This window comes from Nonomuraea sp. PA05, from assembly GCF_008086045.1.
In the GTDB taxonomy this organism is placed as follows: domain Bacteria; phylum Actinomycetota; class Actinomycetes; order Streptosporangiales; family Streptosporangiaceae; genus Nonomuraea; species Nonomuraea monospora.
The window spans coordinates 44,083-67,073 of record NZ_VSEY01000034.1 but is presented as its reverse complement, the minus strand read 5'-3'; the positions used below and the strand labels follow the sequence as shown (position 1 = coordinate 67,073).

Annotated in this window: 23 protein-coding genes; 9 read left to right on the top strand and 14 right to left on the bottom strand. The window is 72.5% G+C overall.

Annotated features, from left to right (window positions below; all coding sequences use genetic code 11):
- Positions 1-19 precede the first annotated feature (19 nt).
- Positions 20-583 carry a TetR/AcrR family transcriptional regulator gene (locus FXF51_RS41705; protein ID WP_148440302.1) on the bottom strand — a complete coding sequence of 188 codons (564 nt, stop codon included), beginning with the start codon at positions 581-583 and terminating at the stop codon, positions 20-22.
- Positions 584-636: 53 nt separating this feature from the next.
- On the opposite strand from FXF51_RS41705, the gene FXF51_RS41700 reads away from it, so the two are divergent.
- Entirely contained in the window at positions 637-1,134 is a 498-nt protein-coding gene (locus FXF51_RS41700; RefSeq protein ID WP_148440301.1) for a DUF2867 domain-containing protein, read from the top strand.
- Between the two features lie 2 nt (positions 1,135-1,136).
- Here FXF51_RS41700 and FXF51_RS41695 read toward each other — a convergent pair whose 3' ends face one another.
- Positions 1,137-1,688 (bottom strand): ABC transporter transmembrane domain-containing protein, encoded by a 552-nt coding sequence (locus tag FXF51_RS41695; protein ID WP_148440300.1) that lies wholly within the window; start codon positions 1,686-1,688, stop codon positions 1,137-1,139.
- A 289-nt stretch (positions 1,689-1,977) separates the two neighbouring features.
- Here FXF51_RS41695 and FXF51_RS41690 point away from each other — a divergent pair, with 289 nt between their 5' ends.
- Positions 1,978-3,231, top strand: a complete 1,254-nt coding sequence (locus FXF51_RS41690; protein ID WP_148440299.1) for a hypothetical protein — start codon at positions 1,978-1,980, stop codon at positions 3,229-3,231.
- Positions 3,232-3,284: 53 nt separating this feature from the next.
- Here the strand turns inward: FXF51_RS41690 and FXF51_RS41685 are convergent, their stop codons facing one another.
- Together FXF51_RS41685 and FXF51_RS41680 are read right to left on the bottom strand one after the other, a co-directional pair.
- On the bottom strand, positions 3,285-5,141 hold the full coding sequence (locus FXF51_RS41685) for a molybdopterin-dependent oxidoreductase (protein ID WP_262380169.1): 1,857 nt from the start codon (positions 5,139-5,141) through the stop codon (positions 3,285-3,287).
- A gap of 126 nt (positions 5,142-5,267) precedes the next feature.
- Complete coding sequence (locus FXF51_RS41680; RefSeq protein ID WP_148440298.1) at positions 5,268-6,062, bottom strand: AfsR/SARP family transcriptional regulator; 795 nt, start codon at positions 6,060-6,062, stop codon at positions 5,268-5,270.
- A 234-nt stretch (positions 6,063-6,296) separates the two neighbouring features.
- Between FXF51_RS41680 and FXF51_RS41675 the strand changes: the two genes are divergently transcribed.
- A complete protein-coding gene (locus FXF51_RS41675) occupies positions 6,297-6,509 on the top strand; it encodes a hypothetical protein (RefSeq protein ID WP_148440297.1) in 213 nt (70 codons plus the stop codon).
- A gap of 7 nt (positions 6,510-6,516) precedes the next feature.
- Here FXF51_RS41675 and FXF51_RS41670 read toward each other — a convergent pair whose 3' ends face one another.
- The 8 genes from FXF51_RS41670 to FXF51_RS41635 are packed head-to-tail and all read right to left on the bottom strand — an operon-like array spanning position 6,517 to position 14,435.
- Positions 6,517-6,969 (bottom strand): DUF3237 domain-containing protein, encoded by a 453-nt coding sequence (locus FXF51_RS41670; protein WP_148440296.1) that lies wholly within the window; start codon positions 6,967-6,969, stop codon positions 6,517-6,519.
- Entirely contained in the window at positions 6,969-8,609 is a 1,641-nt protein-coding gene (locus FXF51_RS41665) for a CocE/NonD family hydrolase (RefSeq protein WP_148440295.1), read from the bottom strand. Before FXF51_RS41665 ends, FXF51_RS41670 begins: the two co-directional genes overlap by 1 nt.
- Positions 8,588-9,433, bottom strand: a complete 846-nt coding sequence (locus FXF51_RS41660; protein WP_262380168.1) for an ABC transporter ATP-binding protein — start codon at positions 9,431-9,433, stop codon at positions 8,588-8,590. The genes FXF51_RS41665 and FXF51_RS41660 overlap by 22 nt, the downstream gene beginning before the upstream one ends.
- The gene (locus FXF51_RS41655) at positions 9,430-10,398 is read right to left on the bottom strand and encodes an ABC transporter ATP-binding protein (RefSeq protein ID WP_148440363.1); all 969 of its coding nucleotides are present in this window, start codon (positions 10,396-10,398) and stop codon (positions 9,430-9,432) included. Before FXF51_RS41655 ends, FXF51_RS41660 begins: the two co-directional genes overlap by 4 nt.
- A 2-nt stretch (positions 10,399-10,400) precedes the next feature.
- A complete protein-coding gene (locus tag FXF51_RS41650; protein WP_148440294.1) occupies positions 10,401-11,267 on the bottom strand; it encodes an ABC transporter permease in 867 nt (288 codons plus the stop codon).
- Positions 11,264-12,217 (bottom strand): ABC transporter permease, encoded by a 954-nt coding sequence (locus FXF51_RS41645; RefSeq protein ID WP_148440293.1) that lies wholly within the window; start codon positions 12,215-12,217, stop codon positions 11,264-11,266. The genes FXF51_RS41650 and FXF51_RS41645 overlap by 4 nt, the downstream gene beginning before the upstream one ends.
- Positions 12,217-13,833: an ABC transporter substrate-binding protein gene (locus FXF51_RS41640; protein WP_148440292.1), complete on the bottom strand. Its 1,617-nt coding sequence runs from the start codon at positions 13,831-13,833 to the stop codon at positions 12,217-12,219. Before FXF51_RS41640 ends, FXF51_RS41645 begins: the two co-directional genes overlap by 1 nt.
- Before the next feature lie 32 nt (positions 13,834-13,865).
- Positions 13,866-14,435: a TetR/AcrR family transcriptional regulator gene (locus tag FXF51_RS41635; RefSeq protein WP_148440291.1), complete on the bottom strand. Its 570-nt coding sequence runs from the start codon at positions 14,433-14,435 to the stop codon at positions 13,866-13,868.
- A 102-nt stretch (positions 14,436-14,537) separates the two neighbouring features.
- Here FXF51_RS41635 and FXF51_RS41630 point away from each other — a divergent pair, with 102 nt between their 5' ends.
- The gene (locus tag FXF51_RS41630; protein WP_148440290.1) at positions 14,538-15,971 is read left to right on the top strand and encodes an amidase; all 1,434 of its coding nucleotides are present in this window, start codon (positions 14,538-14,540) and stop codon (positions 15,969-15,971) included.
- 9 nt (positions 15,972-15,980) lie between these two features.
- Here the strand turns inward: FXF51_RS41630 and FXF51_RS41625 are convergent, their stop codons facing one another.
- Positions 15,981-16,184 carry a hypothetical protein gene (locus FXF51_RS41625; RefSeq protein WP_148440289.1) on the bottom strand — a complete coding sequence of 68 codons (204 nt, stop codon included), beginning with the start codon at positions 16,182-16,184 and terminating at the stop codon, positions 15,981-15,983.
- A gap of 65 nt (positions 16,185-16,249) precedes the next feature.
- Between FXF51_RS41625 and FXF51_RS41620 the strand changes: the two genes are divergently transcribed.
- From FXF51_RS41620 to FXF51_RS41605, 4 genes are all read left to right on the top strand, one after another.
- Positions 16,250-16,741, top strand: coding sequence for a nucleotidyltransferase domain-containing protein (locus FXF51_RS41620; protein ID WP_148440288.1), 492 nt, complete (start codon positions 16,250-16,252; stop codon positions 16,739-16,741).
- Between the two features lie 271 nt (positions 16,742-17,012).
- The gene (locus FXF51_RS41615; RefSeq protein WP_148440287.1) at positions 17,013-17,231 is read left to right on the top strand and encodes a hypothetical protein; all 219 of its coding nucleotides are present in this window, start codon (positions 17,013-17,015) and stop codon (positions 17,229-17,231) included.
- 217 nt (positions 17,232-17,448) lie between these two features.
- Complete coding sequence (locus tag FXF51_RS41610; protein ID WP_148440286.1) at positions 17,449-18,765, top strand: GH1 family beta-glucosidase; 1,317 nt, start codon at positions 17,449-17,451, stop codon at positions 18,763-18,765.
- Positions 18,766-18,857: 92 nt separating this feature from the next.
- Positions 18,858-20,060: an ROK family transcriptional regulator gene (locus FXF51_RS41605; RefSeq protein WP_148440285.1), complete on the top strand. Its 1,203-nt coding sequence runs from the start codon at positions 18,858-18,860 to the stop codon at positions 20,058-20,060.
- A gap of 124 nt (positions 20,061-20,184) precedes the next feature.
- Here the strand turns inward: FXF51_RS41605 and FXF51_RS41600 are convergent, their stop codons facing one another.
- The gene (locus FXF51_RS41600) at positions 20,185-21,219 is read right to left on the bottom strand and encodes a LacI family DNA-binding transcriptional regulator (RefSeq protein WP_148440284.1); all 1,035 of its coding nucleotides are present in this window, start codon (positions 21,217-21,219) and stop codon (positions 20,185-20,187) included.
- A 201-nt stretch (positions 21,220-21,420) separates the two neighbouring features.
- Between FXF51_RS41600 and FXF51_RS41595 the strand changes: the two genes are divergently transcribed.
- Positions 21,421-22,950: a carboxylesterase/lipase family protein gene (locus tag FXF51_RS41595; protein WP_148440283.1), complete on the top strand. Its 1,530-nt coding sequence runs from the start codon at positions 21,421-21,423 to the stop codon at positions 22,948-22,950.
- Positions 22,951-22,991 lie beyond the last annotated feature (41 nt).

Below are 22,991 nucleotides of genomic sequence, written 5' to 3'. Positions count from 1 at the left end.
GCGCCGGACGCCCCCTGCGTCAGCCCGCCGGTGCGGTGGTCATGGCGAAGGCGGTGGCGGCGAGAACGGCGGGATCGCGGAGAACGGGCAGATCCGTGCCCCGTTCGAGCTGCTGCAAGCCGAGCACCACGGCCAGCGCGAGCGCCCCGCGCCGCTCGGCCTCCTCCTTGTCGAACCCCAGCTCGCCCAGGAGCCCGGCGACGAAGTCGATCCTGCGGCGGGTCACGCGGGTGACCGCTTCCCGGACGCCTTCCCGTTCCGCCTCCAGGTAGAGGCGGCTCTCCCCGTCACGCCGCCCGGCCCGCGTCGCGACCGCGGTGAACAGCGCGCGCAGGCGGGCCGGCGGCTCGCTCTCGGCGGAGGCGATCTCAATGAACCGCTCGGTCTCCTCCGCCTCCCAGCGCTCCATGACCGCCCGGACGAGCTCGCCCCGGTCGGCGTGGTGCCAGTAGAAGGAGCCCTTGGTGGTGCCGAGGTCGCGGGCGATGGCCTCGACCCGTACCGCGTCGAGCCCGGCCTTGGTGAAGCGGGCGTAGGCGGCGTCCACCCACATCTTCGCGGTGATCCGCCCCGAACTCGCCATGCTCCATACGGTACCGTATAGTCGAGTTCCATACGGCACCGTATGGAGGCGTCATGAGAACACCGGTCTACTGGTCGTCCGCCCTCGAGGACATCCCAGCTCCCGACTACGCCGACGTGATCATCGGGGTGCTTCCGCCGGGAGCGCCCGACGACCCCCGGACGTGGGCCGACGGGATCTTCTCCCTGGCCGCCATGCCCCGCTGGATCGGCTGGGCCATGGCACTGCGCCAGGCGCTCGTGCCACTGCTCGGCATCCCGCGCGCGCCCCGCGACACGTTCGCCGTGAACCGCGTCGAAGGGGAGGAAGCGCTCATCTCCATGAACGACCGGCATCTCGACTTCCGCTGCGGGGTGGCCGTTGACACGGTGGCCCGGCTGGTGCGGGTCACGACCACCGTACGGCTGAAGGGATGGCGCGGGCGGGTCTACTTCTGGCCGGTACGCCTCGCGCATCCCGTCGTGGTGCGCGCCATGCTGCGCTCGGCCCGGCGCAGGCTCGTTCCCGGTGGCACGGATACGCCCGCGACCCGGCGAGTGCCACGTCGCTGACCTCAGGAAGCGCAGGCTCGGACGGCCGAGGCGGAGGAGGCTCCATCATCTCCTCGATGAGGACCTGACCCGGAGATACCGCGGCGACGAGCCACCCCTGGTGCAGCAGCAGCAGCAGGAGGTGGTCGCAGTATCGGGCGGCGAGGTTGAGATCGGCGGCTGGCCACCCCCGGCGTGCCGAACGCCTTGACCACCCCGATGCCGTTGACGAACTCGACCGCCGCCCCGCTCAGCCGGGTCAGCCACGCCATGAACTCCGGATACTTCGTCCCCGCCCCCGCCATCGCCCGCTGGTGGACGACCAGCCCGGCGACCAGCGGAACCAGGCTGATCAGCGCCATCCGCCAGTCCACGGCGAGCAGGTAGCCGACCGCGACCACCACGGGGCCCGCGGCGGCGGTCACCTCCACCACGGAGTGGGCGATGAGCTGGTGCAGCGCGGCGACGTCGTCCTCGACGGTCTTCTTCACGACGCCGGAGTTGCGGTCGGTGAACCAGCCGAGGGGGAGCCTGCGCAGCTTGCCCAGCAGCTCGCGCCGGATCCTGAAGGACACCCTGATGTCGGCCAGATGTTCGTCTCTCCGTTGAGCAGGCGTCGGCTGATCTCGACGACCGCGACGAGTGGGGCCATCCCGGCCAGGGCGCTGACCGATCGGCTGTGGTGCCCTGACCCAGGGTGGCACGGGCGGGGGCCAGTACCGAGGGGGCCGTAGATGCGGGCATGCGTCACCCTTCGCGGTCGATGTCTCGACAAGTCGAGGCAAATGAAAATCATTGTCGAACGGATTTGTAATCCGTCTCTTCGGGCGGTTCCGTAGACTGACCGCCGTGGAGAGGCAGTAGGTGTCAGACCCGACAATCGCCGCAGGACGTCGTCGCCCACCCGTCACAGGCACGGTCGCGTTATGCGCGGTCACCGTCCTGCTCACGGCGTGCACCGCCGCACGGGCACCCCACAGCGCACCCACCCCCGCCGCGCCCACCCCGGCCGCCACCACCGCGGCACCGCGTAAGCCCTCCCCGATCCGTACGGCCCAGGGCCGCGGCTGGCGACTGGCACACGTCGGCGGCAAGCGCGGAACCCGGCTGAGGGCGGTCGCGGCCAGCGGCCCGCGCGACGTGTGGGCGCTCGGCGCCCCGAACGAAGGCTCAGGCAAGGTGCTGCTCGTGCACTTCGACGGCAGGCGCTGGCGTGAGCACCCCGCACCCGGCCTGACGTGGAGCTTCGGCGATGCCAGGGGGTTCCCTGACCTCGTGGCGACCGGCCCGCGCGACGCCTGGATCTTCGCCACCGCCCCCACCCTGACCGCCCACCACTGGGACGGCGAACGCTGGACCCGGATCGCGCTGCCGGACCTGGACCACGACCCGGGCGAGCGAGCCGGCGCCGCCGCCCTCGCGCCCGACGACGTCTGGCTGGTGGTGGGCGATCACGCCGCGCACTGGGACGGGAAAGACTGGACGGTCATGCGCCTGCCGGCCTGGGCGACGTCGGTGTCGGCCGTGGCGCCCGACCAGGTCTGGGCGGTCGGCGGCACCGGCCGTCCGCTCGCCCAGGGGAGCACCGGCTCCCAGGCGGCGACCATGCGCTGGGACGGCCGATCATGGCAACTGGTCGCCACCCCGGAGGACCGCACGCCGAGCACCGAGATCAACAGCGAGGGCCGTCCGGACGGCAGCATCCCGAGGATCACGCTCACCCAGGTCGTCGCGCACGCTCCGGACAACGTGTGGGCGATCGGCACCCGCCAGGTGTTCGATTACGAGGACGGCAGCAGGCAGAGCACGATCACCATGCGCTGGGACGGCAAGACCTGGTCGTGGATGCCGGGCGCCGCCGGGGTCAGCGCCGCCGGCTCCGACGGCGCCGGCGGGATCGTCCTGGCCGTCTGGGACACCTCCGAAGGGGGCCTGAGCGGGACCATCCGGGTCGCGCCCGACGGCAGCAGGACCGAGCTGCCGCCGATGACCGGCGCGAACCGTGATCGCGAGCTCGACGTGTCCGCGCTGGGCGCGGTGCCAGGAGCGAGGACGGTCTACGCGGTCGGCGTCGCCTACGGCAAGGAGTTCGGCCCCATGATCGCCCGCTACCGCTGAGCAGGGCCCGCCCGAGGATCGGGTGGTGGGTGGCGCCGCTGACCGCGATGACGTCAGGGGCGGTGATCGGCCCGCGTGGCCGGGGGGTCGTCAGTAGACGTCGCGGACGTAGCGCCTGGCGGTGGCGAGCTGCTTGACGTAGGCGGCGGCGTCCTCGGAGGTGAGGCCGCCGTGCTGGACCGCGAGGTCGCGCAGCGCCTGGTCGACGTCCTTGGCCATGCGGCTGGCGTCGCCGCACACGTACAGGCAGGCGCCGTCCTGGAGCCAGGCCCAGAGCCGGCCGCCGTGCTCGCGCATCCGGGCCGGTCTTGGTGAGGGTGTGCCACTGATGCGGCAGACGCCCGGTGTTGAGCACGTACGGAAAGTCGTCGTCGGGCAGCTCGGCGGCGGGCAGGTGCGGCCGGGGGAAGAAGACCGTAGGAGAACGCGCCGGCGAACCCCATCTCGCACGCCACCCTGGCGATGATCTTCCAGTCGGGCAGCGCCTCGCCCACCGGATCGACGGCCTGGCGCAGCAGCGTCAGGTTCCGCTCAGAGTTGATCATCACGTCTTCTGTCTCGGCCCACATGGCGGCGGGCAGCACCACGTCGGCGTAGGCGTTGGTCTCGGTGGCGGCGAAGACGTCCTGGGTGACGACGAACTCGGCCGCCTCCAGCCCCGCGATGACGGTCTTACGGTTGGCGACGCTGGCCACCGGGTTGGTGCAGATGATCCAGCACGCCTTGACGTCGCCGTCGGCCATCCTGGAGAACAGCTCGACCGTGCCCTGGCCGACGTCGCTGCGCAGCGTGCCCGGCGCCAGGCCCCACAGGTCCTCGACGAACCGGCGGTCCTCCTCGACCAGGACGGAACGCTGGCCGGGCAGGCCAGGCCCCATGTAGCCCATCTCCCTGCCGCCCATCGCGTTCGGCTGGCCGGTCAGCGAGAACGGGCCGCTGCCGGGTCGGCAGATGGCGCCGGTGGCCAGGTGCAGGTTGCACAGCGCGTTGGTGTTCCAGGTGCCGTGGGTGCTCTGGTTGAGCCCCATCGTCCAGCAGCTCATCCACTCGCCGGCCTCGCCGATCCACCGGGCGGCCTGGCGCAGGTCGTCCTCGGGGATGCCGGTCAGCTCGGCGACCGTGGCCGGCGGGTAGTCGCGCAGGAAGTCCGGCATGGCCTCCCAGCCGCGCGTGTGCGCGGCGACGAACTGCTCGTCCACGTGCCCGTTCTCCGCCGGCAGGTGCAGCAGCCCGTTCAGCAGGGCGAGGTCCGTGCCTGGCCGGATGCGCAGGAACAGGTCGGCCTTGCCGGCGGTGGCGGTGCGGCGCGGGTCCGCCACGATCAGCTTGGCGCCGGCCTTGACCCGGTCCATCATCCGCAGGAAGAGGATCGGGTGGCAGTCGGCCATGTTCGCGCCGATGACGAAGAACACCTCGGCGCGGTCGAAGTCCTCGTACGAGCCGGGCGGGCCGTCCGAGCCCAGTGACAGCTTGTAGCCGCTGCCCGCGCTGGCCATGCACAGCCGCGAGTTCGATTCGATCTGGTTGGTGCCGACGAACCCCTTGGCCGGCTTGTTCGCCAGGTACTGCGCCTCCAGCGTCAGCTGCCCGGACACGTAGAACGCCAGCGCGTCGGGGCCGTGCTCGTCCAGGATGGCGCGCAGCCGCCGGGCGGTCTCGCTGATCGCCGCGTCCACGCCGCTCTCCTGCGGCTGGGCGCCGCGGTCCGGCCGGATGAGCGCCCGCTCCAGCCGTCCGGGAGCGGCCGGCAGGCCGGCGCTGGTGGCGCCCTTCGTGCACAACCGTCCGGCGTTGGCCGGGTGGCTCTTGTCCCCGGACGCCTTGACCACCCGCCGCCGCCCGTCCGGGCCGCGCGTGACGTCGAGCACGATGCCGCAGCCGACGCCACAGTACGAGCAGACGGTCCGCACCCGCTCCGTCCCCGCCCACGGCCCTCCTCCGTGAGGGCCGAGGCACACTACAGCCCAACGCCGAAAGGTCAGAAGGACGCGTTTCGCGGATGTCACGCGGGCGGGTCTCGGCTTGTTACATCGGGATCACCGCAGATGCGCCGTGGCCACAAACCTTTCCGTCCGGGAGGACGGCGGCTCCGGCGCGCCCATCCCGCCCCGGAGCAGGCTCAGGTGGATGCGCTGCAACTCGGAGGACGGGGCGACGCCCAGGTCGTCGGCGATGCGGCGCCTGAGCCGCTCGTACACGGCCAGCGCCTCGGCCTGCCTGCCGCAGCGGCCGAGCGTGCGCAGCAGGCGCCCCCACAGCGGCTCACGCAGCGGATGGCCGTCGGCCAGGTACTGGATCTCGGCGACCATCTCGGCGTGCCGCCCCTCGGCCAGGCCCAGGTCGATCCAGCGTTCCACGGCCGACAGGCGCAGCTCCACCAGGTGCGACGCCTCGGGCCCTGACAGCACCTCCGACTCGATGCCGTCGAACGCCCCGCCCCGCCACAGCGCCAGCGCCCCATCCAGCAGGCCGCGTTCCGCGGGGGTGCCGCGCGACCGCCTGGCCTCGTTCAGCAGCCTGCGGAAACGCAGGGCGTCCACCAGGCCGGGCTCCACCTCCAGCCGGTATCCCACGGCCGACGTGCTGATCGAGGCGGGCCCGAGCGCGTGGCGGAGCCGGGCGATGTAGGTCTGCACGCTGCGCCGCTGGTTGGCGGGCGGGTCGTGGGCCCACATCGCGACGGCGAGCTGGTCCGTGGAGACGGTTTCGCGCGCCGACATGGCGAGGACGGCCAGCATCGTCCGCAGCCGGTTGGGGCCCAGTTGCACCTGGACGCCGCCGCGCCACACCTCCAGGGGCCCCAGGACGGCGATGCGCAGGTCACCGGTCATGGGCCCGGTCGAACATGTTCTGCTGCTCCCATGCCTCCTGACTATGTCCGGCCGCCCCGGGCACGAACAGGGCACAACCAGGGCATCGACCGGCCATTGCGAGAACGACTATGGCAGAGGCGATGCCGCGATCGGCTTCAGATCGGCTTCACGCGTGACCGCCTTCCCGGTGAGGATGGCGGGTCCCGGCGGATGGTGGGACTGTGAAGGCAGGGCGACCCGCTGGAGGAGATCGTGGCACACGCCGAGCTGAACACGGACATGATCCTCGCCGCCGTCCGGGACCATGGGTTCGCGGCCTATGACGTCCTGGTCAAGGAGTACCCGTCGGAGTCGGTGGTCGAGGAGTTCACGAAGGCGGCCAGGTCGGGCTTCACCACCTTCGGCGTGGGGGTGCACCTGGCGTCGCTGACGGAGAAGGGACACAAGCGCCTCAAGGAGTTGTGAGGGCTACTCAGCCGACGGCGTACATGCGGATCACGACCTCGTCCTCTCCCGTTCCCTCGCGCGCCAGGCCGACGAAGACGGTGCGGGCGAGCCAGGCGTGCGCCGCCGCGTCGGTGCGGAAGGTGGGCGAGGTCCGGTAGTACACGCCCGCGTCGCTCACCCGCAGCGCGCCGTCGTACTGGTCGGGACTCCCGGCCCCTTCGTGGTAGTAGCCGCGGTTCACGATGTCGATGACGGCGCCGTCCTCCGCCTCGATGAGGTAGCGGGCGTTCAACCGGCAGACCTGGCCGCGCGTGTCGGACCAGTCGCCGCCGCCCGGCAGGACGGTTCCGCGCAGCCTGGGGCCGTCCACGGTGCCGCCGGCGATGGGGGTGAACTCGGCGCCCCCGCCGATGCGCAGGGTGGGGGAGAGGCGCGCGCGGATCTCGAACGCGAAGGTGAGGGCAGGGGCGAAGGACATCACGGGGTCTCCTCGTTCGCAGCGCCGATGCGCAGGCAGGACGGGCGCGGCCCGCCGACGGTGATCTCGCGGGTGGCGGGCTCGCCGGGCAGGCTCGCCCACGGGTCGGCCCCCGGGGGACATTCGGGAACGTAGTCGGGGAAGTCGCTGCTCATGAGGTCGAGGGCGAGCCGGTGCCCGGCACGCAGCCGGTACGCCACGCTCTGCAGGTCCACGATGACCTCGCCGAGCGGCGCGTCGAGCCGCACCTGCCCCTTGGCGACGAGATGGGCGGCTCCGCCGGGCGTCATGTCGAGCAGCCGGACGTGGACGTGCGCGCCGGCCGGAGCCGACAGGCGCAGCGTCAGCGTCACGACGCCGATCAGATCGACGTCCTGGACGGCATCGGGCCCGGTGAAGCGGAGCACGTCGGCGCGTTCCCCCGCGGCGGCCAGATCCCCCCGGTCGAACAGGGCGGCGAACGGGTTCGAACCGGTGGAGGGGACCGGGCCGGACGGGTCGTGGGTCCAGCTCAGCACGCTCGCGTCCGGCTCCGGCGACGTGGTGAGGCGCAGCGACCGCGACAGGTGGTACTCCAGGCCGGTGGCCTCCCTGGGCGGCCACGTGTCGCTCTCGTGCCACTCCCCGTGGCAGATCTCGTACCGTACGCGGGGCAGCCGCGCCAGCTCGCCGGAACGGCCGAGCACGGCGTCGAAGAACTCGACGGCCGGGTCGAGGTACCGGGGCAGCAGGCTGTCCAGCGCGGCCGGGCTGACCGCGTGGTCGTGGGCGGGGGCGACGGGGGCGTGGCCGAGCCAGTAGTTCTCGTGGTCGATGGCCTCCAGCCGCAGGCGCAGCCCGCCGGACCAGGCGGGGTCGCGGGACAGGGCGCGGACGTCGTGCCAGGACCAGACGGCGCAGTTGTCGAACCAGCCGATCGTGTACAGGGCGGGCACGGCCGGGCTCTCCAGCAGCGCCTTCAGCGGCGGCGGCACGAACCTGGACTCGCCCGCGAACTCGGCGTCGAAGCAGGCCGAGCGCTTGCCGATCCGGTCGAAGAACTCCTCGAACGTGGCCCGCAGCGGGCGGCTGCCCCAGTCGGGCTGCCACTCGTAGCGGCCCGGGTCCACGTAGTGGGAGGCGAGGTACAGCTTGCGGGTGGTCTGCTCGACGTCTCTGGTGCCGTCGCCGTACCGCAGGGTGGTGGAGAGCTGGGAGCCGGTGACGCGCGGCGAGATGGCCCGCAGGGCGGGGTGGCCGCTCATCGCCGCGGCGATGGCGGTGTAGCCGTAGTAGGAGTCGCCCCACATGACGACGTCGCCGTCGCACCACGGCTGCCCGGTGATCCACTGGATCGTGTCGTAGCCGTCGTCCACCTCGTGCAGGCCGAACTCGGTGGCCCCCTCCGAGCGGTACTTGCCCCGCACGTCCTGGACGACGACCGGGTAGCCGCGGGCCAGGAGGTAGCGGCTGATCCGCGGCATGAAGCAGTACACGCCGTCCTTGTCGTACGGCAGCCGCACCAGCACGACGGGGCGGGGTTCAGGCGGCTGCGGGAGGTAGAGGTCGGCGGCGAGCCGGACGCCGTCCCGCATGGGGATCATGACCTGGACGGCGTCGTCCGGCACGGCCGCCGGGCCTACACGATGGATGTCGAGCATGCGGATTCTCCGTCGGATGGAAGCCGGTCGAGCGCCCGCCGGTCCCTGGCCACCCGGTCGAGGTCCCACCCGGGGGAGGGGATCGAGTCGAGCAGCAGGCGGGTGTAGGGGTGCCGGGGGTCGCGCAGGACGCGCTCGGTGTCGCCGCGCTCCACCACCCGGCCGTGCCGCATGACGATCGCGGAGTCGGTGATGTGGCGGACGACCGCGAGGTCGTGGCTGACGAACACGTACGCGATGCCGGTGTCCCGGCGCAGCCCGTCGAGCAGGGTGAGGATCTGGGCCTGGATGGAGACGTCGAGCGCGGCGACGGCCTCGTCCAGCACGAGCACGCGCGGCTCGATGGCCAGCGCGCGGGCGATCGCCGCGCGCTGCCGCTGGCCGCCGGACAGCTCGCGCGGCAGCGACCGCCCGGCCCGGCTGCCGAGCCCGACCTGGTCGAGGAGCTCCCCGACGCGGGCCCGGTGCCGCTCGCGGGAGCCCGGCCGGTGCAGCCGCAGCGGCTCGGCGATGGACGCGGCGATGCTCCGGCGCGGGTCGAACGAGCCGTACGGATCCTGGAAGATGAGCTGCAGCAGGCGGGCCCGCCGTCGCCGGGTGCGGCGGGAGTGTCCGGTGACGACCTCGCCGGCCAGCGTGACCGTCCCCGAGGTGGGGCGTTCGAGCCCGGCGAGGACACGGGCGACGGTGGTCTTGCCGGAGCCCGACTCGCCGACGATGCCGAGCGAGGCGCCGGGCATCAGCTCGAAGCTCACCCCGTCCACCGCGACGACGGAACCGAACCTCTTCACCAGTGACGTGACGGCCAGCACGGGTCCGGTCACGGCGTCACCCCTCCCAAGTGCAGGCACGCGGCGGACGACGCCCCGTGCGGGCGGTGGGCGGGCACCCGCTCGGCGCAGTCGTCCCCGGCCAGCGGGCAGCGGTCGCGGAACGAGCAGCCGGGCGGGGACTCCGCCAGCGACCGCGGCCGTCCCGCGATCGCCTTGATCGCGACCTTGTCGCCGTGCACGGACGGGCTCGCCTCCAGCAGCGCCTTCGTGTACGGATGCGCGGGCGCGGCGAACAGCGAGGCCCCGGGGGCCTCCTCGACGATGCGGCCGGCGTACATGACGTAGACGCGGTCGCAGACGGCGGCGGCCAGGTCGAGGTCGTGGGTCACGAACAACATGCCGGTGCCGCGTTCCCGCTGGAGGTTCCGCAGCAGGCCGATCACCTCGGCCTGGGTGGTCACGTCCAGCGCGGTGGTGGGCTCGTCGGCCAGCAGCAGCTCCGGCTCGGTGGACAGCGCGCCGGCGATCACGACCCGCTGCAGCATGCCGCCGGAGAACTGGTGCGGGAAGCGCCGCAGCGCGCCTCGCGGATCCCGGATGCCGACCCGGCCGAGCAGGTCCGCGGCCCGCTCGGCGGCGGCGCGCGCGGGCACGCCGCGGGCGCGCAGCCCCTCGGTGAGGTAGTCGCCGATGCGGCGCACCGGGTTGATCGACGCGCGCGGATCCTGGAAGATCATCGACACGCGGGTGCGCCGGAGCTCGCGCAGCGTCCTGCCGCCTGCGCCGAGCACGTCCACGCCCGACACCGTGACCCCGCCGGTGGCCCGTGCCCCGCGCGGCAGCATGCCGAGGGCGGTGCGGGCGGTGAGCGACTTGCCGGAGCCCGACTCGCCGACCAGGCCGACGGTCTCGCCGCTCCGCACCCGTACGGTGACGTCGGCGAGCAGCGGCACGGCCCGCTCGCCCGCGCCGATGGAAAGGCCCAGCCGCGTGATGCCGAGCACGTCCTCGCCCATGCTCACGCTCCCTCCCTCTGGTCGCCGGAGACGGCCGCCCCGAGGTGCTCGCCCAGCACGTTGACGCTGACGACCGTCAGCATGACCGCGAGGCCGGGCAGCAGGCCGCTCCACGGCTCGCCCTGGAGGATGGCGCTGCGCGCCTCGGCGATCATCGAGCCCCAGTCCGCGTCCGGAGGCCGCACGCCGAGCCCGAGATAGGACAGCGCCGCCAGGTCCACCAGCGCGTAGCCGAACGCCAGCGCGCTCTGCGCGAGCAGGACCGGCAGCACGTTGGGCAGCAGGTGGCGGAGCGCCACCGTCAGCTCCCCGAAACCCATGACCCGGTAGCACTCCAGGTACGGGCGCGCGCCCTCCTGGATCGCCATGCTGCGCACCACCCGCCCGACGAAGGGCGTGTAGCCGACGGCCAGGGCGCAGATCGGCGCGGCGAGCCCTGGGCCGGACACCGCCACCACCAGCATCGCCAGCAGCAGGCTGGGGAAGGCGAAGACGATGTCCATGCCCCGGGAGAGCACGGCGTCGGCCCAGCCTCCCGCCCGGGCCGCGACCAGGCCGATCACGGTTCCCAGCAGCCCGGAGAGCAGCACCACGCCGAGCGGCGCGAGCAGCGAGAGCCGGGCCCCGTACATGATCCGCGACAGCACGTCCCGGCCGGTGGAGTCGGTGCCCAGCGGGTGCCCGTCCGTTCCCGGCGGCGCCAGCGAGTTCAGCAGGCTGGTGGCGGCCGGCGAGTGCGGCGCCAGCACCGGGGCGAGCACCGCGGTGACGGCGGCGAGCGTCAGGAAGGCGAGCGCGAGCGTGACGCCGAGCGGCCTGCGCCGCCGCCTGGCGCTCCTGGCCCGCAGCGCGGGGATGGTCAGCGTCATCGGGCCGGCCCGCCGGCGGTCACGCGCGGGTCGATGGCCGGCAACGCCAGATCCACCAGCGTGTTGACGAGGACGAACAGCACGACCGCGACCAGCGCGATGCCCTGCACGACGGGGAAGTCCCGCCGCGACACGGAGCTGACCAGCAGCGAGCCGACGCCGTCCACGCCGAACGCGGTCTCCACCACGGCGGTGCCCACGAACAGGCTCGCCACCAGCAGGCCGGCGATCGTCAGCATCGGCGCGAGCGCGTTGCGCACCACGTGCCGCCGGATGACCGCGCCGCCGCTCACCCCGCGGCCGCGCGCCACGTCCACGTGCTCGCGGCCCAGCTCGCCGGCGAAGGCCGCGTTGCCCACCCGGGCCAGGACGCCGAACGCGGCGATCGCCATGGCCGCCGCGGGCAGTGTGAGATGCCACAGCCGGTCGGCCAGGCCGCTGCCCGCGCCGGTGGCGGGGAACCAGCCCAGCCCGACCGCGAACAGCGACAGCAGCCCGATCGCCGCGACGAACGTCGGCGTGGCCGTGGTGACCGCCGCCACGATCGACGTCACCCTGTTGACCAGGCCGCCCTTGACCGCCGACACCAGCGCCACCGCTGAGCCGAACCCGATCGCCAGCGCCGCCGAGTACGCGACCAGCAGCCCGGACACGCCCAGCCTGCTCGCCAGCAGCGAGGTGACACCGGTCTGGTACGTCATCGAGGTGCCGAGATCCAGCCGGAACACGCCGCCGATCCAGTCCAGATAACCCTGGACGAGCCCCTGGTTCAGGCCGTACGCCTCGCGCAGGGCCTCGATCTGGCCGGGCGTGAGGCGACGCCCCCCGCTCACCGCCAGGACGGGGTCGCCGGGCACCAGCCGGAGCGCGCCGTAGATGAGGACCGAGGCGACCAGCAGGGTGACGAGCGCGGCGACGGCGCGCCGCCCGAGCCAGGCCGCGACCGTCATCACGCCCCTCCCAGCTCGGCCGCCCACGGCGTGTTGAGGTAGCTCTGCCGCGGCACCAGCCCGGTCAGGCCCGAGCGGTGGTAGACGCTGACGTACTGGGTCGCGATCGGGATGTTGACCAGGTCCTTCGCCATGATGGCCTGGGCCCTGGCCACCTCCTTGGCGCGGGCGGCCCCGTCGCCGGTGACCATCGCGGCGGCGATGGCGGCGTCGTAGTCCTTGTTGCGGTATCCGCCGAAGTTGTAGAAGTTGCCGGTCGTGAAGAACTGGTAGTAGGCCAGCGGCTCAGGGAAGTCCAGGTAGCCGCTCGACAGGAGCAGGTCGATGCCCGCGCGTGCCTGCGGGGAGGAGAAGACGGCGCCGAACTGCTCGGCGGTCAGCGGCCGCAGCTCGACGCGCATGCCCGCCTGGGTGGCGGCGTCGGCGACCGCGGTGGCGATCCTGTTCTCCTCCTCGATGGCGGGGGTGTAGGCGAGCACCAGCTTCTCCTTGGCCTTGGCCGACCCGGCGACGAGGCTCTTGGCCTTGCCGAGGTCCTGGGCCGGCTGGGGGAGCTTGTCGTACTCGGCCTGGTAGACGTCCTGGCCGTAGCCCCAGGCCTGCGGCGGCACCAGCGCCCGCAGCGGCTGCGCGGTGCCCCGGTAGACGGACTGGATGATGCCCTTGTAGTCGATCAGGGCGTGCAGCGCCTGCCTGGTGGCGAGGTCGGAGAGCGCGCCGTCCGGATTGATCACCGACAGGAACGTGGTGGCCAGGCTCGCCCCGTACAGCAGGCGGCCCTTGGCGGCGAGCTGGTCGTGGGCGGCGCGCGGGACGCTGAACTGGCCGTCCACGTCACCGCCGGCCAGCGCGGCGACCTGGGCGGCCGGGTCGGTGACGAACGTGAAGCGCACGTCCTTGACCTTGGGTTTCGCGGGGTTCCACCACGCGTCGTTGCGGGTCAGCGTGATGTGCCGGCCTTGCGCCCATTCGTTCAGCCTGTACGGGCCGGTGCACATGACGCCGCCCGTGGCGGTGCCGAAGCCCTTGCCGGACTTCTCGGCGTAGCTCTTCTGCACGACGTGGAAGGCGGGCATGGCGAAGAAGTTCGGCACGACGACGTCCGGCTTCTTCAGTTTGACGGTGATCTCGTTCTCGCCGGTGGCCTTGATGGCGTCCAGGTGGGCGGCCCAGCCGATCCAGGACGAGCCGAGCTTGGGGTCGAGGATGCGTTCGACGCTGTAGAGGACGTCCTCGGTGGTGACGGGATCGCCGTTCCAGAAGGTGACGCCCGCGCGCAGGCGGATCACGTACGTGAGCGGGTCGGGGTGCTCGACGGACGTGGCCAGGGCGGGCTCGGGCCGGTAGCCGGGGCCGAGCGTGAACAGGCCCTCGCACAGGTTGGCCACGATGGTGCTGACGGACTCGATGGCGGAGCGGGCCGGGTCCAGCGTCGGGGGTTCGCCGGCGGGAACGTTCCAGGTGATGACGCCGACCTCGGTGGTGGCGGCGGGGACGGACGTGGTGATGGCCGGGCCGGCCGCCTTCCGGGAGGCGTTGCCGCCGGCGCAGGCGGTACCGAGGATGCAGACGCTGAGGAGGACCGCGGTGAGGGCGGCGGGGCGGGGACGTCTCATGGGGGTGGGCCCTTCACGATCTGGGCGGGCGTTCAGTTGATGAGCAGGCGGACGAGCCGGTCGATCACGGGGGTCACGCTGTCGCTGTTCCAGCGTTCGGGATCTTCCAGGCTGGAGACGTAGAAGCCGCGCAGGACGAGGTGCACGAGGTCGGCGGTGAACGCGGCGTCGCCTGCCCCGGCGTCGCGGGCGGCGCCGGCCAGCAGGTCCCGGCTCTGCCGGGCGTCCTGCCTGAGCACCATGAGCGCTTCCGACTCGGGCTGCGCACGGCCGAGTATCTCCATGAACAGCCGTCGCAGCACCTGGTCGTTGCCGGTGGTCGAGCAGGCCCAGCGGGCGACGACGGCCAGCCGCTCGGCGGCGGGCGTCTGGCCGACGACCTGGCCGATCTCCCCGGCCCACGAGTGGATCGCGTGCTCGACGGCGTTGCGCAGCAAGGCCTCCCGCGTGGGCAGGTAGTTGGTGACGAGCGTCGTGGAGCCGCCGATCCGCTTGGCCACGGCTCTGATGCTCACGCCGTCGATGCCGTCGGACGCCACGATGTCCAGCGTGGCTTCCGCGATGGTCGCGAGGCGTTGGGTGAGGTCGATTTCCACCGGCATGGACGGGAGGCTAACCAGAACGGGCCTGAGATACAACACCGTTGTACATCTTTGTTGCATCACGTACTCTCCTCGGCATTCCCCCTTCGCCCAGGAGCAGGCATGGAACTTTGGCAGTGGTCCGCGACCGAGCTCGCGGCCGGAATCCGTACCCGGGAGATCTCGGCGGTGGACGTGGTGCAGTCCTGCCTGAGCAGGATCGAGGACGTCAATCCCGTGTTGAACGCCCTGCTCGACGTCCGACCGGAGGAGGCGCTGGCCGACGCGCGCCGGGCCGACGCGGCGGTGGCCGCCGGCGAGAGCCTGGGCCCGTTGCACGGCGTGCCGGTGTCAACGAAGATCAACACCGGGCAGAAGTCCCGGCTCATGAGCAACGGCCTGTCGGTCGCGGCCGGTGCGATGGCCGCCGGAGACGACGCGTGCGTCGCCGCCATGCGCGACGCGGGGGCGATCTTCCTCGGCCGGAGCAACGCGCCCGCCTTCTCGCTGCGCTGGTTCTCCGCCAACGACCCGCACGGCAGGACGCTGAACCCGTGGGACCACGAACGCACCCCGGGCGGCTCCAGCGGCGGCGCCTCCAGCGGCGTCGCCGCCGGCATGACACCGATCGGGCAGGGCAACGACATCGCCGGGTCGATCCGCTACCCCGCCGCCTGCTGCGGGCTGGTCGGCATCCGTCCGACCGTCGGCCTCGTGTCCGGCTGGACGGCCCCCGGCGACATGGAGCTGGAGGGCCCGCTGACCTTCCAGGCCTGGGCGGTGCACGGCCCGCTGGCCAGGACCGTCGCCGACGCGCGCGCGGCCCTGTACGCGATGGCGAGCCCGGACCTGCGCGACCCGTTCGGCATCCCCGCCCTGCCCGAGCCCGTTCCGCAGGCGGGCCCGATCCGGGTCGGGCTGGTGCGTGACGTGGGCATGGCCGCCCCGCACCGGTCCGTCAGCGACGCCCTGGACACCGCGGCGCGGTGGCTGAGCGAGGCGGGCTACGAGGTGGAGGAGCTGGAGCTGCCGTTGCTCGGGGAGGCGGCGCGGCTCTGGCACCTCCTGCTCGCCGAGGACACCAGGCCCCTGCTGCCCGGCATGCTGGAGATCGGCGACGAGGCGACCCGGCTGAACATGGCCCACTTCTACGAGGCCGCCGCGGAGTTGTGGGGCGAGAAGCCGGATATTTCGGCTTACATCCAGGGCTGGGCCCGCCGCGCGACGCTGATCACCCGGCTGCAGGAACTGCTCGGCACGAACCGCGTCCTGCTGACCCCGGCCTCGGCCGAGCCGCCGTTCGAGCAGGACGCCGACATCACCGACCCTGATCGGGCCCGCAGCCTGTTCGCGGCGCAGTGGCCGATGACGTCCGTGCCCGTGCTGGGCGTGCCCGCGGTCACCGTCCCGGTGGGGGTGACGGACGGCCTGCCGGTCGGCGTCCAGCTCGTCGGCGGGCGATTCACCGAAGGGCTCATCCTCGACGCCGCCCAGGCCATCGAGAACCGGGCGCCCCGCCTCACCCCCCGCCTCACGACCCGCCTCACGCCCTGCTGAGGGCGGCCCTCACCGGCCGCGCCCCCTCAGCCGCCGCAACCCGATGGACGCGAGGACCAGCGCCACCACGATCACGATCGGGCCGATGATCGCCCAGGTGGTGACACCGCTCATCACGCTGCCGCCGACGATTCCCAGCCCTTGCAAGGTCCACACGAGCCCGGTCAGGGCCAGCAGGACGCCGAGTGCGAGAAAGACATAAGCCTTGACCATGAAAGCTCCCGTTGGTGCTGTCAGGCGGGTGCCCGCGCCCCATCCTGTCGCATTACGCTGCGGACGTGAACGCCGACGAAGTCCTCGCCGTCTACCGCGACCTCGACGCCGAGGGCATCCCGGTCTGGATCGACGGCGGATGGTGCGTGGACGCGCTGCTCGGCAGGCAGACCCGCGAGCACGCCGACCTTGACATCGCCGTCGCCCGCGAGCACGCGCGGCGCCTCAAGGAGCTGTTCGCCCGATGGGGTTACGTGCCGCGGCCGCGGCAGGACATGACCGACTGGAGCTACGTCGTCGCGACCGGCGGCGGCAGCGCCGTCGATGTCCACGTGTTCGAGTACGACGACCAGGGCCGCAACACGTACGGGATCGAGTATCCCCACGGTGCGCTGACGGGCACGGGGGTCATCGCGGGGCAGGAGGTGCGGTGCGTCCGCGCCGAATGGATGTTCAGGTTCAAGACGGCGTACCCGCCCAAGGACAAGGACCTGGAGGACGTCCGAGCCCTCGGCCAGGCTTACGGGTTCGAGATCCCGGCCACCCACCGCCAGTGACCCGGCGATCGCTTTCGCCGTCACGCCTCGCCCGCCCGAGGAAAGGCGCGTACCGTGAAGGGTGACAGCGCTTGATCGCGTGTTTGTTGATCTGGCCGGACGGTGTCGCATGGTTCATGCCGACGCCCTGCGGCTGGCCGACCGCTCAACGAGGTGAGCGATCGGTCATCTGCCTGAGGGATGCTCCCTGCGAAGGTGGTCCGATTCACCGGACATCGCCATAGTGGCACACCATCGCCCGGAAAGGGTCCCGCTTAGGGAATGCCGTTCAATGCCTCATTCACATCGTCCTCTTGAGAACTCGGAATTCCAGGACCTGGCCTCGGTGCTGCTCCCGCTCAACCGGGAGATAGCCCGTACGGCCGCACTCCAGGCCGGCGCCGCCGCCCAGCGCGCGCGGGCCGCCGCACAACGCGCTCAGCAGGCCAGGGAACGCGCCCGCCACATCGCAGAACGCCTGGCACAGGTACGGCGCCGCCTGCGGGGGTGAAGGTGCGGCCCGGCGAACCGGCCGCTGGGTGATGAGCGGCCACGTGCTCGGCTACGCCGGGTTCACCCTGCTCGGCTCGGCGGGTCTCCGCCTTCAGTCTGCGAAGTACTGAAACGAGCAAGTAGGCCGTTTCTCAGCAATCTTCCTAGGCTAGCCGGTCACACAACTAAAACGTTCTATGGACAGCGCGAGCCTACCCTCCCTAGGGTGATGGCCCGTGACAACTGACACTGGCGCCTTTCCGCGTGAGTTCCGCTGGGGAGTGGCGACCTCGGCCTACCAGATCGAGGGCGCGGCCTCGGCCGACGGCCGGACGCCGTCGATCTGGGACACCTTCTGCCGGCAGCCGGGTGCCGTCGCAGGCGGCGAGACAGGGGACGTAGCCTGCGACCACTACCATCGGATGCCCGAGGACGTCGCCCTCATGGCCGGCCTCGGCGTGAACACCTACCGCTTCTCCGTGTCGTGGCCGCGCGTCCAGCCGGGCGGCCGTGGGCCCGCCAACGAGCGCGGCCTGGACTTCTACGACCGTCTCGTGGACGAGCTGCTCTCGGCGGGCATCGACCCGTGGGTCACGCTCTACCACTGGGACCTGCCCCAGGAGCTGGAGGACGCGGGCGGCTGGCCGGCCCGCGATACCGCCTACCGCTTCGCCGACTATGCCGGCCTGGTGTTCGACCGGCTCCAGGACCGGGTCACCTCCTGGACGACCATGAACGAGCCGTGGTGCGTGGCGATGTACGGCTACGCCGACGGCATGCACGCGCCCGGCCGCCGGGACCGCCGGGCGGCCATGCAGGCCGTGCACCACCTGCTGCTGGCCCACGGCGAGGCCGTGCGCCGGATGCGGGGGCGGGCACGCGACGACCACGAGTTCGGCATCACGCTCAACCTGACGCCCGCGATCCCGCAGGGGCCGGAGGACGTCGAGACCGCCCGGCGGGCCGACGGCCTCGGGATCCGCATGTATCTCGACCCGCTGCTGCTGGGGCGCTATCCCGCCGACGTCGAGGCGGACCTGACGGGCGAGGACATCCGGCTGCCCGTCCACGAGGGTGACCTGGAGGTGATCTCCGAGCCGCTCGACGTGCTCGGCGTGAACTACTACTTCACCGAGACCGTCCGCGCCGACGGCCGGAGCGTGCGCGAGGGGGCGACCACCGCCCTGGGCTGGCCGATCACCCCCGCCGGGCTGACGGACCTGCTCGTGCGGATGCGCCGGGAGTACCCGCCGGTGCCGGTGGTCATCACCGAGAACGGCGGCGCGTTCCCCGACCCCGCCGGGCCGGACGGCGTCGCCGACGCCGACCGGATCGCGTTCCTGCGCGACCACATCGCGGCCGTCGCGGCGGCACGCGCCCAGGGCGCCGACGTGCGCGGGTACTTCGTCTGGACGCTGCTCGACAACTTCGAGTGGGCGCACGGCTACAAGCCCACCTTCGGCCTGGTGTCCGTGGATCGCCGGACGCGAGCGCGGACGCTCAAGCGCAGCGCGCTGTGGTACCGCGACTTCATCAAGGACGCACGGGCATAAGTTCACAACGAGCACAAATCTTCACGGTACTGCCGCTTCCCGATCGGGGTGATTTGGTCTGGACGACTACAAATAGCTAGCATGTACCCGTGATGCAGGGTCGTGATGACGTACGACGGCGCAATCTCGCCACGGTTCTCGGCATCGTCCATCGTAGGCGGCGGGCGTCCCGGGCGGAGATCACTCAGCGGACCGGCCTGTCGCGCTCCAGCGTCGGCACCCTGGTCGCCGACCTGGAGCAGGCCGGCATCGTCACGCAGTCCGTCGGCGAGGAGCGCAGCGGCGTGGGCCGACCGTCCCCGACCGTGTCGCTCACCGGCCGCTACCTGGCGGCGGCCGTGAACCCCGACGTCACCGGCGTGCGGGTGGCCCTGGTCGATCTCGGCGGGCGCGTCGTGGACCAGCAGTTCCACGCGACCCGTGAGGCGCCGACGCCGCACGAGGCGGCCCACCTCACGGCCACCGCCCTGGCCGATCTCAGCCAGGGGCGGCCCGGCTCCACCGTGGTGGGCATCTGCGCGGCGATCCCGGGCCGCGTGGACAAGACCGGTACGACCGTCAGGTTCGCGCCGCATCTGCGCTGGGCCGACGTCGGGTTCGGCGCGCTGCTGAGCGAGTACACCGGGCTGACCGGGCGGGTGGCGTTCGACGCGAAGGTCGGGCTGCGCGCGGAGACCCTGTGGGGCCGCGCGCAGACGGCCAGGGACGTCGTCTCCTTCTACGGCGGCCCCGGCGGCATCGGCGCCGCCGCGCTCGTGGACGGGCGGCTGATCGACGGGTCGGCCGGAGGGGCGGCGCGGCTCGGCCACCTCATGGTCGCCACCGACGGCCCGACCTGCGTCTGCGGCAACATCGGCTGCCTGACCACCCTGGTCTCCCACCACCACCTGGCCGCCGCCTACGGGCTCGGCCAGGTCTCCCTGGCCGAGCTGCGGGCCGCCGTGCTCCGCGAGACCGCGCCGGCTCTGCGGAGCTTCCTCGACCGGCAGGTCGGCTATCTCGCCACGGCGTTGCGCATGTCCGCCTGGGCCTACGACCCCGAGCTGATCATGCTGGGCGGGTTCTTCGAGATCCTGCTGGAGGCCGGCCGGGAGACCCTGGAGTCCGCCTTCTCCGGCGGGACCCTCGGGCCGCTGGGCGGGCCGCCGGCGCTGACCGTGCCGGCTCTCGGGGCCGATCAGCTCCTGGCCGGGGCGGCGACCGAGGCGTTCTCCCCGCTGCTGCATGATCCGCTGGGCTTCACCCAAACGCACCAGGAGCAGGTGCCCGCGTCAGGCGGGCGGGCGGGTGGTTGAGGCGCGGCGCACCCGGATCGGGCGCCGGCCTCAGGCGGGCGTTTGAGCCCGCGGCGCGGCAGGATCGGGCGCCGGCCTCAGGCGGGCGGTTGAGGCCGCGGCGCGCCAGGATCGGGCGCGGGCCTCAGGCGGGTGGCCGGGTGGTTGAGGCGCGGGGCACCAGTGTGGGCGTCTGCGCGGGCTGCGATGGCACGTCGCGGCCGTCCATGACGTCGAACAGGGTGTTCATGGCCTGCGCGCCGAAGGCGAAGACGTCGTGGCTCATCGCCGACAGCGCGGGCCGGATGAGCCGGCAGAGCTGGGAGTCGTCCCAGGCCAGCAGCGACAGGTCGGCCGGGACGGACAGGCCGAACTCGTCGGCCACGCCGAGCGCGGCCACCGCCATGATGTCGTTGTCGAAGATGACGGCGGTGGGCCGGTCGGGAGCCAGCAGGAGGCTGCGGCAGGCACGGGCGCCCTGGTCGGCGGAGAAGTCGGCGATGGCGGTGCGGCCCTGCAACCCCAGCTCGGTGACGACCTCCTCGAACGCGGCGGCCCTGATGGCGGTGTGGCCGAGGTCGGCGGGGCCGCTGACCCGGCCGATGCGGCGGTGGCCCAGCGCGGCCAGGTAGCGCACCGCCTCGCCGACGCCGGCCGCGTCGTCCGTCCACACCGAGGCGAACGGCCCGGCCAGGCTGGGATGGCCGACCACGACCGCGGGCAGGCCGAGCCCGGCCAGGGCCGGCACGCGAGGGTCGTCGACCTTGAGATCGACCAGGATGCTGCCGTTGATCCGGCCGCCGCGCCACCACTCCCGGTGCACCTCGACCTCGTCGCCGCCCTCCATCACCCGGAGCAGCAGCGAGCAGGAGCGCCGGCTCAGCACGCTTTCGACGCCGGCGATGAACTCCATGTAGAACGGCTCCATGCCGAGCAGCCGGGCGGGCCGGGCGATGGCCAGCCCGACCGTGTGCACCGCGCGGCCGGACAGCGTGGCCGCGGCCTGGTTGGGATGCCAGTCGAGGTCGCGGGCGGCCTGGAGGATGCGCTCCCTGGTCGCCGCGGAGACGCCGGGGCGGCCGTGCAGCGCGAGGGTGACCGCCGTGGCCGACACCTTCGCCCGTGCCGCGACGTCCTTGATGGTCGCCTTGCGGCTCCCGGCCGCGTTCGTCCCCGCCACGTCAGTCACCCTACCGCCACCCGTACTTGAACGTGCAAGCGCGATGCCGCTGAACAACCCGTGCGCTTGAGGCGGCAGATGAGCTAAAACGTTACATGAAGATGGTCATATGTAGTCGCAGACACCAAACACTGTCCGGATGTGAGGCAATGTCGCCGAAACATTTGTCAACGACATGAACATATGGTTACGATCCCGCCCATGGAACGACAGCGGATCCGCCAGGGACACATCCGGGGCCGGCTGGTGTCCACCCCCGACGGCGAAGCGGCCGCCTACCTGGGCATCCCGTACGCGACCAGCCCGCGCTTCCTGCCACCCGGCGCCCCGCCGGAGTGGCGCGACGAGCGGGACTGCACCCGACACGGCCCCGGCGCTCCGCAACGGCCCGACCGGGCGACCGGCTTCGAGCTGAGCGAGACCGGCTGCCTCAACCTCAACGTCTGGACCCCGGCCGCCCCCGTCGAGGGCGCCCCCGTCCTGGTGTGGGTCCACGGCGGCGCGCACCTGTACGGATCCAACACGCACCCGCTCTGCGACGGCTCCCGGATGGCCGCCGAGCACGGCCTCGTCGTGGTGGCCGTCAACTACCGGCTGGGCGCCCTCGGCTACCTGACCCTCGACCACCTCCTCGGCCCAGGCCACGCCGACGCCGCCAACCTGGCCCTGCTGGACGTGCTCGCCGCCCTGCGCTGGATCCGCGGCAACGCCGCCGCCTTCGGCGGCGATCCGGGCAACGTCACCCTGATGGGCCAGTCGGCGGGCGCCGTCATGGTGGCCACCCTGCTCGGCATGCCGGCCGCCACCGGGCTGTTCCGCCGCGCGATCGTCCAGAGCGGGAGCGGCGAACGCGCCGGGAACCGCTCGTTCGGCACGGAACGCACCGCCGGCCTGCTGTCCCTGCTCGGCCTGCCCGAGTCCGAGGCGGAGCGGCTGCTCGAACTGCCCGCCGCCGCGATCGTGACGGCGCAGGAGCGGCTCATCGCCCGCAGATCGGCCGGCAGCAGCACCCTCGACCTGGCCTTCCGCCCCTCCGTCGACGGGCGGTGGCTGCCCGGCCTGCCCGTCCACGCCGTCGCCGGCGGGCTGAACGCCGACGTCGACCTGCTCGCCGGCACCAACCTGCACGAGGGCATCGGCTACGTGGACGTGCGCCGCGGCGAGGACGAGACGCTGCTGCCCGACCTGGAGGCGCGGCTCGCGGCCATGGACCGGCCGGGCGTGGACCGCTACCGCGCCGCCCTCGACGCCGACACCGGGCGCCGCAACAGCGCGGCGCAAGCCCTGGAGGCGTGCATCGCCGACCAGCTCTACCGGCAGCCGACACAGCGGCTGCTCGACGCCCGGACGGCGGCGGGCGCGACCACCTGCAGCTACCTCTTCCGGTGGGGCAGGGCCGGCCACTCGCTGGAGCTGCCCTTCATCTTCCGGCACGTGGACGACAGCGACGCCGCCCGTGCCGAGGTGGGGCCGGATCCGGCCCTTCCGGTCCGGGACTTCATGAGCTCGGCCTGGGCGAGCTTCGCCCGCACGGGCAAGGCGTGGGACGGCTACGAGCCACGGTCCCGCGCGACGATGATCATCGACGAGCACCCGCACGTGCGGCACGACCCCCGCGGCGAACTGCGGCGCCTCTTCGCACCCGCAAGCACCCCGAAGCCGCAAGCACCCCGAAGCCCGCAAGCACCCCGAAGCCCACGAGCCCCTGAGCACCTGAGCCCGCGCACCTGAGCCCGCGCACCTGAGCCCGCGCGCCCTCGGGCTTGCGAGCA